14 protein-coding genes are annotated in these 14,796 nt (G+C 66.9%); 2 read left to right on the forward strand and 12 right to left on the reverse strand.

What is annotated here, in order from left to right:
- Positions 1 to 8: 8 nt before the first annotated feature.
- A complete protein-coding gene (locus tag ACKY0X_RS12360) occupies positions 9 to 407 on the forward strand; it encodes an ATPase (protein ID WP_065038704.1) in 399 nt (132 codons plus the stop codon).
- 131 nt (positions 408 to 538) lie between these two features.
- Here the strand turns inward: ACKY0X_RS12360 and secG are convergent, their stop codons facing one another.
- The 5 genes from secG to ACKY0X_RS12385 all read right to left on the reverse strand — a co-directional run bounded on the left by secG (position 539) and on the right by ACKY0X_RS12385 (position 5,728).
- Positions 539 to 772 (reverse strand): preprotein translocase subunit SecG, encoded by a 234-nt coding sequence (gene secG / locus ACKY0X_RS12365; protein WP_308483296.1) that lies wholly within the window; start codon positions 770 to 772, stop codon positions 539 to 541.
- A gap of 43 nt (positions 773 to 815) precedes the next feature.
- The gene (gene tpiA / locus ACKY0X_RS12370; RefSeq protein ID WP_046283014.1) at positions 816 to 1,601 is read right to left on the reverse strand and encodes a triose-phosphate isomerase; all 786 of its coding nucleotides are present in this window, start codon (positions 1,599 to 1,601) and stop codon (positions 816 to 818) included.
- Positions 1,601 to 2,836: a phosphoglycerate kinase gene (locus ACKY0X_RS12375; protein ID WP_409426277.1), complete on the reverse strand. Its 1,236-nt coding sequence runs from the start codon at positions 2,834 to 2,836 to the stop codon at positions 1,601 to 1,603. Before ACKY0X_RS12375 ends, tpiA begins: the two co-directional genes overlap by 1 nt.
- A 13-nt stretch (positions 2,837 to 2,849) precedes the next feature.
- Positions 2,850 to 3,872 (reverse strand): type I glyceraldehyde-3-phosphate dehydrogenase, encoded by a 1,023-nt coding sequence (gene gap / locus ACKY0X_RS12380; RefSeq protein ID WP_047318012.1) that lies wholly within the window; start codon positions 3,870 to 3,872, stop codon positions 2,850 to 2,852.
- A 104-nt stretch (positions 3,873 to 3,976) separates the two neighbouring features.
- The gene (locus ACKY0X_RS12385) at positions 3,977 to 5,728 is read right to left on the reverse strand and encodes a DUF3556 domain-containing protein (protein WP_409426278.1); all 1,752 of its coding nucleotides are present in this window, start codon (positions 5,726 to 5,728) and stop codon (positions 3,977 to 3,979) included.
- 255 nt (positions 5,729 to 5,983) lie between these two features.
- Here ACKY0X_RS12385 and ACKY0X_RS12390 point away from each other — a divergent pair, with 255 nt between their 5' ends.
- Positions 5,984 to 7,444, forward strand: coding sequence for a glycosyltransferase family 39 protein (locus tag ACKY0X_RS12390; protein WP_409426279.1), 1,461 nt, complete (start codon positions 5,984 to 5,986; stop codon positions 7,442 to 7,444).
- Positions 7,445 to 7,462: 18 nt separating this feature from the next.
- Here ACKY0X_RS12390 and whiA read toward each other — a convergent pair whose 3' ends face one another.
- The 7 genes from whiA to ACKY0X_RS12425 all read right to left on the reverse strand — a co-directional run bounded on the left by whiA (position 7,463) and on the right by ACKY0X_RS12425 (position 14,761).
- The gene (whiA, locus tag ACKY0X_RS12395; protein ID WP_105295195.1) at positions 7,463 to 8,440 is read right to left on the reverse strand and encodes a DNA-binding protein WhiA; all 978 of its coding nucleotides are present in this window, start codon (positions 8,438 to 8,440) and stop codon (positions 7,463 to 7,465) included.
- Entirely contained in the window at positions 8,437 to 9,483 is a 1,047-nt protein-coding gene (gene yvcK, locus ACKY0X_RS12400) for a uridine diphosphate-N-acetylglucosamine-binding protein YvcK (RefSeq protein WP_409429610.1), read from the reverse strand. The genes whiA and yvcK overlap by 4 nt, the downstream gene beginning before the upstream one ends.
- Before the next feature lie 91 nt (positions 9,484 to 9,574).
- Entirely contained in the window at positions 9,575 to 10,510 is a 936-nt protein-coding gene (rapZ, locus tag ACKY0X_RS12405; RefSeq protein ID WP_409426280.1) for an RNase adapter RapZ, read from the reverse strand.
- A complete protein-coding gene (gene uvrC, locus ACKY0X_RS12410; protein ID WP_409426281.1) occupies positions 10,507 to 12,465 on the reverse strand; it encodes an excinuclease ABC subunit UvrC in 1,959 nt (652 codons plus the stop codon). Before uvrC ends, rapZ begins: the two co-directional genes overlap by 4 nt.
- 68 nt (positions 12,466 to 12,533) lie before the next feature.
- Complete coding sequence (locus ACKY0X_RS12415; RefSeq protein ID WP_409429611.1) at positions 12,534 to 13,001, reverse strand: PH domain-containing protein; 468 nt, start codon at positions 12,999 to 13,001, stop codon at positions 12,534 to 12,536.
- Complete coding sequence (gene ribH / locus ACKY0X_RS12420; RefSeq protein ID WP_046287041.1) at positions 13,001 to 13,483, reverse strand: 6,7-dimethyl-8-ribityllumazine synthase; 483 nt, start codon at positions 13,481 to 13,483, stop codon at positions 13,001 to 13,003. The genes ACKY0X_RS12415 and ribH overlap by 1 nt, the downstream gene beginning before the upstream one ends.
- The gene (locus ACKY0X_RS12425; protein WP_409426282.1) at positions 13,484 to 14,761 is read right to left on the reverse strand and encodes a bifunctional 3,4-dihydroxy-2-butanone-4-phosphate synthase/GTP cyclohydrolase II; all 1,278 of its coding nucleotides are present in this window, start codon (positions 14,759 to 14,761) and stop codon (positions 13,484 to 13,486) included. It lies immediately after the preceding gene.
- Positions 14,762 to 14,796: the final 35 nt, after the last annotated feature.

Consider the following 14,796-nt stretch of genomic DNA (forward strand, 5'->3'; position numbering starts at 1 on the left):
ACGTCATAATGAGCGCTATGGCAGACAGAGGCTCAGGCACCGGCACGGAACGTAAGCGGCTCAAGACTTTGGCTCAGGCGGCGTTGAACGCCGACGTGACGGTCGGGCAGCTCGAGGATGTGCTCGGCGGTCTGGGCGGCACCATGAATGAGCTCAACAGTTCCTTGGCCAACCTCAACGCCACGATCGAGCGCCTCGGCGGCGGTCTGGACCATCTTGAGGAGACCATGGCGAGCCTGGATGATCTGGCCCGTCGCCTGGTCACGCTGATCGAACCGGTGGAGGCCATCGTCAACCGGATCGACTACCTGGTCGAAGTCGGCGAGACGGCGATGTCGCCACTGGCGGCGACCGAGAACGCGGTGCGCGGCGTGTTCAACGCCATGCGGAATCGGGTGGTGCGCTAAGCCGGGGTGAGCTGATCAAGCCACCGGGGTGGGCTCATCGAGCCGCGAGATTGCACTGACGCAGGAAAATCCGAGGAAAAACCTGCATCAGTGCAATCTCGAGGACAGCCGCGTGAGGCGGCCCGCCCGGCTTACTGGTATTTGATGAGCAGGCCGACGGCGATGATGGAGATCAGCCAGATGGCGATGACGAAGTAGGTCAGCCGGTCCAGGTTCTTCTCGACCACCGTCGAGCCGGACAGGCTGGACTGCACACCGCCACCGAACAGGGTCGACAGGCCGCCACCCTTGGCGCGGTGCAGCAGCACCAGCAGAATCACCAGCAGGCTGGTGATCACCAAGAGAATCTGCAGCGTCAAGATCATGCCGCTACCCTACCGTTCGCCCTGGGCCGGACCCGGCGCCGGGTCAAGGGAGGGGCCCGCCGGCCGCCAGCGCCGCCAACATGGCGAACTGCTCACCGTCGAGCGACGCCCCGCCGACCAGGCCGCCATCGACATCGGGCTGACCGATGAGTTCGCCGACGTTCTTGGCGTTGACCGACCCGCCGTAGAGCACCCGGACGGTGTCGGCGATCTTGGGCGAGGCGAGCTTGCCCAGCTCGGCGCGAACGGCCGCACACACCTCCTGCGCGTCCGCCGCACCGGCCACCCGGCCGGTGCCGATGGCCCACACCGGCTCGTAGGCGATGACGCTCGCGCCGATCTGCTCGGCGCTCAGCCCGGCCAGCGAGCCACGCAACTGCTCCAGGCAGTGCTCGACGTGGCTGCCGGCCTCCCGGATCTCCAGGTGCTCGCCGATACAGATGATCGGAGTGAGGCCGTGCTTGAGGGCGGCGGCAGCCTTCGCGGCGACCAGCGCGTCGTCCTCGCCGTGGTAACTACGCCGCTCGGAGTGCCCGACGACGACGAAGGTGCAGCCCAGCTTGGCCAAGAACGCCCCGCTGACCTCACCGGTGTAGGCGCCCGCGTCGTGCTGCGAGACGTCCTGGGCACCGAAGGTCAGCCGAAGCTTGTCCCCGTCGACCAGGGTCTGCACGCTGCGCAGGTCGGTGAACGGCGGCAGCACCGTGACATCGACCTTGTCGAAGTACTTGTCCGGCAGCGCAAAAGCCACCTTCTGCACCAGTGCGATGGCCTCGAAGTGGTTGAGGTTCATCTTCCAGTTGCCGGCGATCAGCGGCTTACGACTCATTACGAACCTCCGGTTTCCAGAACCTGCAGACCCGGCAGTGGTTTGCCCTCAAGGTATTCCAAGGACGCCCCGCCGCCGGTAGAGATGTGCGAGAAGCCGTCCTCACGCAGGCCCAGCGCCCGTACCGCCGCAGCGGAGTCGCCCCCGCCGACGACGCTGAAGGCGCCCTTGGCGGTGGCAGCGGCGATCGCTTCGGCCACTCCCCTGGTCCCGGCCTCGAACGCCGGGAACTCGAACACGCCCATCGGCCCGTTCCAGAAGATGGTCTTGGCGTTGCCCAGCAGCGCGGCGAACCGCTCCACCGAACCGGGGCCGACGTCCAGGCCCATCTTTCCGTCCGGAATGGCGTCCGCGGCGACGACCTCGCCGGTGGCGGCGGCGTCGAACTTGTCGGCGACGACGATGTCCACCGGCAGCCGCAGCACGTCGGCGTAGTCATCCAGCAGTTGCCGGCAGGTGTCCACCATGTCGGCCTCCAGCAGCGAGGTTCCGACCTCAAGGCCTTGGGCGGCCAGGAAGGTGAAGCACATGCCGCCGCCGATCACGATGCTGTCGGCCTTGGTCGCCAGCGACTTGATCACGCCCAGCTTGTCGGAGACCTTCGACCCGCCCAGCACCACGGCGTAAGGCCGCTCGGTGGACTCGGTCAGCTGCTGCAGCACCTGGATCTCCGCGGCGACCAGCGTCCCGGCGTACGACGGGAGCAGCGTGGCGATGTCGTAGACAGAGGCCTGCTTGCGGTGCACCACGCCGAATCCGTCGGAGACGAACGCCCCCGGCGAACCATCCGGCGCGGCGACCAGCTCGGCCAGCGCCCGGGCCAGTGCCAGGCGCTCGCCGTCGTCCTTGCTGGTCTCCCGCGGGTCGAAGCGGATGTTCTCCAGCAGCAGCACGTCGCCGTCGGTCAGGCCTTCGGCGCGGGCCAGGGCGTCGGTGCCGACCACGTCACCGGCCAGCTGTACGTGCCGGCCCAACTGCTCGCCGAGTGCGGCCGCGACCGGCGCCAGCGACAGTTTGGGGTCCGGACCGTTCTTGGGCCGGCCCAGGTGGGCGGTCACCACGACCTTGGCGCCGGCGTCGACCAACGCGCGCAGCGTGGGCACCGATGCGGTGATCCGGCCCAGGTCGGTGATCTTTCCATCGTCGAGCGGGACGTTCAGGTCGGAGCGCACCAGCACGCCCCGACCCGAAACACCCTCGGCGATCAGTTCAGAAACAGCCTTGACTGAAGACACAGCCACGATCGCGTTACAGCGACTTGCCGACGAGAGCGATCAGGTCGACCAGACGGTTGGAGTAGCCCCACTCGTTGTCGTACCAGGAGACCACCTTGGCCTGGTTGTCGATGACCTTGGTCAGCCCGGAGTCGTACAGCGACGAGTGCGGGTCGGTGACGATGTCGCTCGACACGATCGGGGCGTCGTAGTACTTCAGGATGCCCTTCATCGGCCCCTCGGCGGCGGCCTTCATGGCGGCGTTGATGTCTGCAACCGATGCCGACTTGCTCAGCTCGGCGGTCAGGTCGGTGACCGAGCCGGTGGGGATCGGCACCCGCAGGGCGTAGCCGTCCAGCTTGCCCTTCAGCTCGGGCAACACCAGGCCGATCGCCTTGGCGGCACCGGTGCCGGTGGGCACGATGTTGATCGCGGCGGCGCGGGCGCGACGCAGGTCGCTGTGCGGGCCGTCCTGCAGGTTCTGGTCCTGGGTGTAGGCGTGGATGGTGGTCATCAGGCCCTTGACGATGCCGAACTCGTCGTTGAGCACCTTGGCCAGCGGGCCGAGGCAGTTCGTGGTGCACGAGGCGTTGGAGATGATGTTCTGGCTGCCGTCGTACTTGTCGTCGTTGACGCCCAGCACGATGGTGATGTCCTCATCGGTGGCCGGCGCGGAGATGATGACCTTCTTGGCGCCGGCGTCCAGGTGCCCCTTGGCCTTGGCGGCGTTGGTGAAGATGCCGGTGGACTCGACGACGACGTCGACACCCAGGTCGCCCCAGGGCAGGGCCGCCGGGCCTTCCTTGACCTCAAGCGCCTTGATCTTGGTGTTGCCGACCACGATGGTGTCGTCACCTTCGAGGCTGACGTCGTGGGGCAACCGGCCCAGGATCGAGTCGAACTTCAGCAGGTGCGCCAGGCTGGCGTTGTCGGTCAGGTCGTTGACCGCGACGATCTCGATGTCAGTGTTGTTGCCCAGAGCCTTCTGTGCGTCCAATGCCCTGAAGAAGTTCCGCCCGATGCGGCCGAAGCCGTTCACGCCTACCCGGACCGTCACTGGTCTCTCCTCGTGTTACGAAGTTGCTGGTGTACTCGGCCGTCAGCCTAGCGGGCGTTGCGAGCGCGGCGAAGCCGGGCGAAGGCAGATGCCCGCCATTGCGGCTAGCGCGTGATCGAGCCCACAGGCCCCGCGGTACGGCGGACCGGCAGCTCGTCGCCGGGCTCGGGCCACGGCTGACGGCTGAGCATGTCGGCCACTGCCACGTAACCGGCTTCGATCAGCCCGGATTTGGCGTCGACAATCCGGTAGGCCTGCTCTTTGCGGTGGATGGGTTGACCTTCGAGCACGATCACCCGCAAGTCGCCCTCGGCGAAGTGGCAGCGGCGCTGCACGGCCGCGAGCAGCTGCTCGTTGTGGAGGTGGCCTTCGCCGAAGTTCCACCCGATCAGCGGACCGGCGATGATCTCGCCGTCGCGGATGTTGTAGTCGGCCACGTTGTCGAGGGCTCGGGTCAGCAGGCCGTTCAGTGCCCGGCCCTGCAGATGCATCGCTCGGAATGCTCCCGGGACTTTGTCGGCGACCAGGTCGGCGGTGGACTGGTCATAGAACTTCGCCAACTGGTTGATGACCAGCGCCGAGCTCTTGACCACGTTGGCTTCCACGATGTCCTCGGTGCCGGCGCGGAAACACCAGAAGCTGGCCGCCCAGTTCCCGGCGTAATAGCGCATGGCGGGAAGGAACGAAATCTGCTGCGGAAACATGTTTCCGGCGACTGGGATAACGATGAGTCCGGTGAACAGGATGGCCATCAACAGCGGCGACCGCAGGTCATAGACGCTGACTTCGGGGTGCTGTCCGAATAGGAAGAACAGCGAGAATCCGAAGAACACATTCCATTCCAACGGGACTCCCATCGGGAGGTTGGACAGGATGTTGAGGTGAAAGATCACCATGAACGCGATCAAGAACCACCGCCAGGGGTGATCGCCGGCAACGAGCACCAGTAGCGCCGGCACGACGAACTCGGCGGTGGTGCCGCCGACGTGCGCCATCAGCTGCGGGATCCGGGTGGGCCGCAGGTCGTTGAGGTGATCGCGGTACATCCGGTGTTTGAGACCGATGAAGATCTTTGAGCGCAGCAGGGCATTGTTGCTCGTCATCACCGCGACCACGTAGGGAAAGTGGTGATTGAGCTTGGAGGTGGCCGCACCCCACCACAGCCCGAGGATGATGAGCTTGAACGCGGCCATCTGGTCGACGTAGGGAAAGAAGAAGACAAGCAGCGTCAGGCCGTAGTGCTCGGCGCGGGCGGCCAGGAAGATCGTCTTGTCCCGCAGGCCCAGCAGCACCAGTGCGATGACTATCGGCGCCACCACCGTCGGGTTTAACAGACCTACCGGGCCGGGATCACCCTGACCTGGTGACAGCAACGCCCAGACACCGGAGCTCAACACGGCGGCATACAGCGCGATATCGACCACGGTGCGAGTGTCGCCGCGGGTGAACGGGACCTTGTCGGGCCAGGGCGGCAATCGGATTGTGTTGGGCCGCAACCAGTACAGGACACCGCCGATGGGCGGCCAGAATCGGGCGGTCAGCGGACCGGATCCGCAGCCCAAGCCCAGAATCTCGAACAGCAGGCTGAAGACGACGAGCTTCTGATAGACGATCGGCTGGGTCCACCAGTCGGCGATGCGCCCGAGCTCGCCCAGGCCCGGAGTCAGTGCGATGACCGCCGCGGCGCCTGCGGCGTAGGCCGCGACCTTGATCAGGTAGATCAGGTAGACGCCGGACGGCGTGCCGAAACCCTGTTCGGCCCAGTGCCTGCTGCAGACCTGGATCCGCCTGGGCCACGGGGTGGCGCGCCACGTTTCGGGGTCGACGTCGGGAACCGACGGTTTGATGAACCCCATGCTGTCCTCACTCCCTGCCGTGTGCCGCGTTCAGTTATAGCCGTACGCGCAGGCGTGCGAAGCGATTTGAGGCTGCTCAGCCTGGTACCCATGTCGATGTCGGGGGCCGCACCCGCTCCTGAAAGCCACGCCGTTCACTATCGCTGGGTTGCCACACCTAGGATCTGCCTTCAGCACATTTCTACCTGCGGGACGGCGGTCGAGTCATTGAGCGATTCAGCGGTTGCAATTCGTCCCGCGATAGCTTGGCGGCCAGTGACGATTGTGGCGGCTGCGGTCGCCATGGTGCACGTGGCGGTAGCGACGCGATACGGCTGGTTTCCCGATGAATTCTATTTCGTAATTTGCGGCCGCCATCCGGCGTGGGGATACGTCGATCAACCACCCCTGGTGCCGCTGCTCGCGCATGCCGCCGAAGCTCTCCCCGGTGGTGGTCTATTCACGGTGCGGTTGTTGGCTATTACCGCGCACGTCGGTTGCGTTGTGTCGGCGGCTCTGCTGGCGGCGGAATTCGGCGGCCGTCGTCTGGCCCAGGTCATGGCTGCCGCCGCCGTTGCAGCCTGTCCGGCATTCGTCGGCCTCTCCATGTTTTTCGGCCCAACAGTCACCGATCAATTGGTCTGGCTGACCGTGCTCGCGCTGGTTGCGCGGGCACTACGCCGCGACACCACGCCATCGTGGCTACTTGCCGGCGCGGCCGCCGGAATCGGGCTGGAGAATAAACACACCGCCGTAGCACTGATTGCTGGAATCGCCGCGGGCCTGGTGATGTTCCGGCGCGAGACGCTGCGTACTCCACGGCCCTGGCTTGCAGCTGGCCTGGCGGTTCTCGTCGCCGCCCCAAACCTTTGGTGGATGGCGCAGCATGGGTGGCCGAATCTGCAGTTTGCGCGGATGATCTCGCAACATTCGCGCGACACTCTGGGTTCATTGATTCAACTGCCACTGCTGACAATCGGGCTTTCCGGCCCGCTACTGGTGGTGCTCTGGGTGTTCGGGATCCGATGGTTGGCGGCACCTGCCCAGCGTGAACATCGTTGGATCTTGGTCGTGGTTGCGGTCGCATTGGTCGTCTTCACCTGCGCTAGCGGCCGGCCCTACTACGCGGCCCCGGTGTTCGCAGTGCTGTTCGCGGCCGGAGCGGTACGTGTCGAGTCCGCTCGTACAGCCCGCTTGCATCTCAACGGAATGGGCGAGCATGCCTGGCCGCCGCTGCGCTGGACGGCCACTCTTGCGGTGTCGTTCGTGGGCGCCGTTCTCCTGTGCCTGCCGGTGCTGCCGGTCTCGACGGCCCAGGCGTTGCGCTCGATCAACCCGTGGCTTGCCTCGACATACGGCTGGCCGCAGTTCACCAAACAGGTCGTCACCGCGGCTTCATCGCTGCCCGCACACGTTCCGATCTTCACCGGTTACTACACCGAAGCCGGCGCGTTGAGCATCCTGGGACCAGCCGCCGACCTTCGCCATCCGGTTTACAGCGCGCATAACAACTACGCCCTGTGGGGCCCGCCGAAGGGCCGCCCGGACACCGTGCTTTGCGTGGGTGACTTCCCGCGCAGTTACCTACTTGAGTACTGGTCCGAAGTGACGGAATTGGCGCCGATCATCGCCGACGATGGCGAACACACCTGGGAAACCGATCGCACGATTTATCTGTGTCAGCAGCCTCGCGGCACCTGGGCCGAAATGTGGCCATCCCTTAGCCATTTCCACTGACGGCTAACGCCGAACCCGCTAGGCGTCTTCGAGCAGCTCCGGCGTAACAGCCGACTCGGTGTCGGGAATACCGTCCTGCTTGGCCTTGCGGTCGGCCATCGACAGCAGCCGCCGGATGCGTCCTGCCACCGCGTCTTTGGTCATCGGTGGGTCAGCCAGCCGGCCCAGCTCTTCCAGGGAGGCCTGCCGGTGCTCGACTCGCAGCTTGCCTGCCGAAGCCAGATGATCGGGCACGGTGTCACCGAGGATCGCCAGTGCCCGTTCCACCCGCGCCGCCGCCGCCACGGCCGCCCGTGCGGACCGGCGCAGGTTGGCGTCGTCGAAGTTGGCCAGCCGGTTGGCGGTCGCCCGCACCTCGCGGCGGATCCGGCGCTCCTCCCAGACCAGCCTGGTGTCTTGGGCCCCCATGCGGGTCAGCAGCGCCCCGATCGCCTCTCCGTCGCGCACCACCACCCGGTCCGCGCCCCGCACCTCGCGGGCCTTGGCGCTGACCCCGAGCCGGCGCGCCGCGCCGACCAGCGCCAGGGCGGCCTCCGGGCCCGGGCAGCCGATCTCCAGGGCCGACGAGCGGCCCGGCTCGGTGAGCGACCCGTGCGCCAAAAACGCTCCCCGCCAGGCAGCTTCGGCGTCAGCGACGCTGCCACCGACAACCTGGGCGGGCAGGCCCCGCACCGGGCGCCCACGCAGGTCCAACAGCCCGGTCTGACGGGCCAGTGCTTCACCGTCCTTGGTCACGCGCAGCACGTAGCGGGTGCTCTTGCGCATCCCGCTGGCGGTGAGCACATGCACGATCGCGTTGTAGCCGTACAGGTCGAAGATGTCCTTGCGCAGCCGCCGCGCGATGACCCCTAGGTCCACCTCGGCTTCGACCACGACTCGACCGGCCACGATGTGCAGTCCGCCGGCGAAGCGCAGCAGCGCCGCGACCTCGGCGCGGCGTGCACTCACCGAACTGACCACGAGACGGCTCAGCTCGTCCTTGACTTCGGCCGTCATCGCCACGACTTGTCACCTCCCGGCCCGAGCCCGCTCGGTCCACTCACGCCGGATTGCCGGCCCCCGCCCTCGGCATGCGTCGCGACCGGTGTCGGAACGGTCAACGTCGATGCGTCGATGCTCCGAACCCCGTCCAGCGCCGCCGCCAACTTTCCTGGGTCATGTAAAGGTGTACCAGGTCGCGCCACGTCCACGAATCGAACCTCGGCAGCGAACAACGTGGCGGCACGCTGTAGCTGCTCGCGTTCGCGTTCGCTGGGCACCCGGCCTGCATCGATGATGATGTGGTCGACGGTGAATCCCGGCGCGTGCTGAGCCAACACGTGCAAGTGTCGCTCCACGGAGAATCCTGCGGTCTCGCCCGGTTCGGCCACCAGGTTGAGCACCAGGGCGCGTCGTGCCGTGGTGTTCTGCAGCGCCGAGGCCAGCCCTGGCACCAACAGGTGCGGGATCACGCTGGTGAACCACGAGCCCGGCCCGAGCACCACTAGATCTGCGGACATGATGGCATCCACCGCTTGGCGAGTGGCCGGCGGATTGCCCGGCAACAGCCGCACCCGGCGCACCTTGCCCGGGGTGGTTGCGATGGCCACCTGGCCCCGGATCAGCCGGAACAGGCGCGGGTCGGCTTCCAACCCGGCCACGTCGGCTTCGATCTGCAGCGCGATCGGGCACATCGGCAGCACCCGCCCCTTGACTCCCAGCATCCGACCGAGCTCGTCGAGTGCGGCCACCGGATCGGCCAGCACTTCGTTCAGACCGGCCAGCAGCAGGTTGCCGATCGGATGTCCTGCCAGGGCACCGGAACCGCCGAAGCGGTGCTGCAAGATGGTCGCCCACAGCTGGCCTTTTGGGGTGTCTGCGGCCAGCGCCGCCAGCGCCATCCGCAGGTCGCCGGGCGGTATCACGTCGAGTTCACCGCGCAGCCGACCCGACGAGCCGCCGTCGTCGGCAACGGTCACCACCGCAGTGACGTGTGGGGTCAGCCGGCGGGCAGCCGACAGCGTCGCGTACAGGCCGTGGCCACCACCGAGCGCGACGATGCTCGGATTGCCGTGCGCGGGCTCAACGCTCACTGGCGCCGCTCCTCCCCATCGCTCCGCAAGCTCCCCACTGCATCGTCGCCGGCGCAACTCATTCGCGGCCCAGATCCCGGTGCAGCACACGCACCGACAGCTCGTCGTTGTCGTCTTGGGCATCCAACAGGTGCGCCAATGCCTCGGCGATGGCCACGCTGCGATGCTTGCCGCCGGTGCACCCGATGGCCAGGGTCATGTACCGCTTTCCCTCTCGCCGATAGCCGCTGACAACCAGGGTCAACAACCGGTGGTAACCGTCGAGGAACTCGTCGGCACCGGGCTGGTTCAGCACGTAATCGCGCACCGCCGGATGCTGCCCGGTGTGCGGGCGTAGTTCGTCGACCCAATGCGGATTGGGCAGGAAGCGCACGTCCATGACCATGTCGGCATCCATCGGCAGGCCGTACTTGAAGCCAAAAGACTCCACCGTGATCGAGGTGGGCGCGATGACAGCGTCGCCGCCGAACATCTCCTCGATGCTCTCCCGCAGCTCGCGCACGCTGAGCACCGAGGTGTCGATGACGAGGTCGGCCACCGCACGCACCGGCGCCAGCATGATCCGTTCGGCCGCGATGCCCTCGGTGAGGGTCTGCTGGCCCTGCAGGGGGTGGCTGCGGCGGTTGTGCTCGTAACGCCGAATCAGTACGTCGTCGCTGGCCTCCATGAACAGCACACGCGGGTTGATGCCACGGGTGGCCAGTTCGGTGCGCACCGAGTCCAGGTCGCCGGTGAAACCGGCCGAGCGCACATCCATCACGACGGCCAACTGGGTGATTCGGGACCCCGCCGCCAGCCCCAGGTCCACCATGCGGGTGATCAGGTCTGGTGGCAGGTTGTCGGCGACGTACCAACCCAGGTCCTCCAGGACCTTCGCCGCGGTGCCGCGGCCCGCGCCGGACAGCCCGGTCACCAGGACCACATCGATACCGGCGCCGTCTCCCGGGCCGGCGACATCGCGCTCCCGTACGCCTTTCGGTGATTCCGTGGTCATCCCGACATCCGTTGCTGTTCACCGGCGCCCGCCGCGCCGTCGGCTCCCAGCGCCTCGAGGACGGCCGCGGCGGTCGCCGCGCCGATCCCCGGGATCGAGGTGAGCTCTTCGACGGTAGCCCCTTTCAGTCGTGCCACCGAACCGAAATGGGAGATCAGCACCTTGCGCCGATGCTCGCCCAGCCCGGGCACCGCATCCAGCACCGACTCCGTCATCCGCTTCGACCGCTTGCTTCGGTGGTAGGTGATGGCGAACCGGTGCGCCTCGTCCCTGATCCTCTGCAACAGGTAGAGCCCTTCGCTCTGCCGGGGCAGGATGATCGGGTCCGGTTCGGACGGCACCCACACCTCCTCCAATCGTTTGGCCAGGCCGATGGTCGCGACGTCGGTGATGCCGAGCTCGGCGAGCACCGCGGCCGCAGCATTGACCTGCGGCGCACCGCCGTCCACCACGTAGAGGTTGGGCGGATAGGCGAACTTACGCGATTTTCCTTCGGGAGCAAGCACTTCGGCATCCAAGTGCCGACGGAACCGACGCCGCGTCACTTCGGCGATCGAGGCCACATCGTCGGAACGTCCCTCGCCGGCAGCCTCCCGTATCGCGAAGTGACGGTAGTCCGACTTGCGGGGCAGGCCGTCCTCGAACACCACCAGCGACCCGACGACGTCGGTGCCCTGCACATGACTGATATCGACGCATTCGATGCGCAGCGGGGCGTCGGACAGACCCAGGGATTCCTGAATATTCTGCAGCGCAGCGGATCTGGCCGTGAAATCCCCGGCCCGCTTCATCTTGTGTTGCTGCAGTGCATCTTTGGCGTTGCGCTCGACCGTCTCGGCGAGCGCCCGCTTATCGCCGCGCAGCGGGACCCGCAGCGACACCCGCGAACCCCGCAGCTCAGACAGCCAGCTGGTCAGCTCGTCGGCGTTGGCCGGCAGGCAGGGCACCAGCACCTCGCGTGGCACCGGGTTGGTCGGCTCGTCGGCCGCGCCTTCCAATTCGGCCTGGTCGCCGTAGAACTGGGTGACGAACTGCTCGACCAGTTGCCCCAGGGAGCTGTCGGCATCGCCGGGGTCGCCGGGCTTCTCGACGATCCAGCCGCGCTGCCCGCGCACCCGCCCACCGCGCACGTGAAACACCTGAACCGCCGCTTCCAGCTCGTCCTCGGCAAACGCCACCACGTCGGCGTCGGTGCCGTCGCCGAGCACCACAGCCTGCTTCTCCAGGGCGCGTTTGAGGGCGGCGACGTCGTCACGCAGACGTGCGGCGCGCTCGAAGTCCAGTTCGTCGGAGGCGGCCAGCATCTGCTGCTCGAGACTGCGGACCAGCCGATCGGTCTTGCCTGCCAGGAAGTCGCAGAAGTCGTCCACGATCCGCCGGTGATCCTCGGCGCTGACCCGACCGACGCACGGCGCGGAGCACTTGCCGATGTAGCCGAGCAGGCAGGGCCGGCCGATCTGCTGGTGACGCTTGAACACACCCGCCGAGCAGGTGCGGGCCGGAAAGACCCGCAGCAACAGGTCCAAGGTTTCGCGAATCGCCCAGGCATGGGAGTAGGGCCCGAAGTAGCGCACGCCCTTGCGGCGCGGCCCGCGGTAGACCATCAGCCGCGGGTACTCCTCGTTCAAGGTGACCGCCAACACGGGGTAGGTCTTGTCGTCGCGGTAGCGGACGTTGAACCGCGGGTCGAACTCTTTGATCCAGTTGTATTCCAGCTGGAGAGCCTCGACCTCGGTGTTGACCACCGTCCACTCCACCTTGGCGGCGGTGGTCACCATTTGGCGGGTCCGCGGGTGCAGGCCGGCGATGTCGGCGAAGTAGGACGTCAGCCGTGACCGCAGGCTTTTCGCCTTGCCCACGTAGATGACCCGGCCGTGTGGGTCGACGAACCGGTAGACGCCGGGCGCGACGGGGATTGACCCGGGCGCCGGACGATAGGTCGCGGGGTCTGCCACGGCTACCAGGCTACTTTCTACGGTGAACAGACGTGAAAGCCCCGTTTTTCATGCAAAACAGGGGGCTTTCACGTCTGCTCGCCGGGGGACCGGTAGCGCGAGACCAAGGCCCGCAGCTCCCGCATGGCCTCGACGGCATGCTCTTTGTCGGCGGACTGGATGGCCACCAGCGGAATGTATTCGTCGTCGGGCAACTCCAGCCGGGCCCAGCGCTTGCCCGGTGGGAAGGACACGCCGACAACGTCGGACCAGGGAACCAACCGGTCCGAAAGCGCATTGCGGACCGACACCCCGGACTCACCCGCCCGCACCCGGGCCCGCGTCAACAGCAGCAGCGCTCCGGCGACGATCAGGCCCAGCACTATGACCGCCACCCGGTCATAGGTACGAAAGATCACGCCGCTGGCGCGGATGGTCAGCAGCACGCTCACCACGACGTGGATGGTCACGATCAGGAACGCAACGATCCATACGCCAAAGCGCATCATGCGCGGACGTACCTGAAGATCCCAGCGCGGGGATCCGGCCGGGGGCATCACAGTGCGGCGCGAAGCTCGCGCAGGGTCAGCGCCGTACTGAGTGCCGCGGCAGCCGCCTGCGCACCCTTGTCCTCGGTCGAATCGGGCAGTCCAGCACGGTCCAGCGCCTGCGCCTCGTCGTTGACGGTGAGCACGCCGTTGGCCACCGGGGTCGCCGCGTCCAGCGAGACCCGGGTCAGACCCTGCGTCACCGCGTCACACACATAGTCGAAATGCGGTGTGGCACCGCGGATCACGACCCCCAGTGCGACGACGGCGTCATGGTTGCGGGCAACTTCCTGCGCAACCACCGGGATCTCGATCGCCCCGAGCACCCGCACCACCGTCGGCTCGGCAATGCCTGCGTCGGCGGCAACCTTGCGGGCCCCGGCCAGCAGGGCATCACAGATACGGGTGTGCCAAGTGCTGGCCACGATCGCCAGACGCACATCAGAGGCGTCGAGCGCCGGCATGTCCGGCACTCCTGCAGCTGGACTCATCTACAGCGCCCCGCCGAACTCGTCCGGCAACTGCGCGGAGTCGTCGAAGTCCTCCAAGCCGGTCAGCTCATGGCCCATCCGGTCGCGCTTGGTCAGCAGGTAACGGATGTTCTCCGAGTTGGCCCGCACCGGCAGCGGCACCCGCTCGATGATGTGCAGACCGTAGCCGTCCAGTCCGACGCGCTTGGCCGGGTTGTTGGTGAGCAGCCGCATCGAACGAACACCGAGGTCCGAGAGGATCTGGGCCCCAATTCCGTAGTCACGTGCGTCGGCCGGCAAGCCCAGTTTGAGGTTGGCGTCGACGGTGTCGTCGCCGGCGTCCTGCAGCTGGTAGGCCTGCAGTTTGTGCAGCAGCCCGATGCCGCGGCCCTCGTGGCCACGCATGTAGAGCACCACCCCGCGGCCCTCCTGCGCGACCATCGCCAGCGCCGCGTCCAGTTGCGGGCCACAGTCACAGCGCCGGGAGCCGAATACATCGCCGGTCAGGCACTCCGAGTGCACGCGAACGAGCACGTCGTCGCCGTCGTTGTTCGGCCCCGCGATCTCGCCGCGGACCAGCGCGACATGCTCGACGTCCTCGTAGATGCTGGTGTAGCCGACCGCCCGGAACTCGCCGTGGCGGGTCGGGATGCGGGCTTCAGCGACCCGCTCGATGTGCTTCTCATGCTTGCGCCGCCACTCGATCATGTCGGCAATGGAGATCAGGGCCAGGCCGTGCTCGTCGGCGAAGACCCGCAGCTCTTCGGTCTGGGCCATCGCGCCCTCGTCCTTTTGGCTAACGATCTCGCAGATCGCGCCGGCAGGCTGCAGGCCGGCCATCCGGGCCAGGTCGACCGCGGCCTCGGTGTGGCCCGGCCGACGCAGTACCCCGCCATCCTTGGCGCGCAGCGGCACCACGTGGCCGGGGCGGGTGAAGTCGTCGGCGACACTGCCCGGGTCTGCCAGCAGACGCATCGTGGTGGCCCGGTCAGATGCCGAAATCCCGGTTCCGACATTGTTTTTCGCGTCGACGGTGACGGTGTAGGCAGTGCCGTGCTTGTCCTGGTTCACCGCGTACATCGGCAGCAGGCCGAGCTTGTCGCAGATGGCGCCGTCCAGGGGCACACACAGATATCCGGACGTGTAGCGCACCATGAACGCCACCAGCTCCGGGGTGGCCTTCTCGGCGGCGAAGATCAGATCGCCTTCATTCTCGCGGTCCTCGTCGTCGATGACGACGACGGCCTTGCCGGCCGCGATGTCGGCAACCGCCCGCTCGACGGTGTCCAACTTCGTCATCTGTGCCACCTTGGTTTCGCCGTCGGAAAGCGCCC

Origin of the sequence: Mycobacterium sp. SMC-11, from assembly GCF_046250095.1 — a bacterium.
Classification (GTDB): Bacteria; Actinomycetota; Actinomycetes; order Mycobacteriales; family Mycobacteriaceae; genus Mycobacterium; species Mycobacterium heraklionense_A.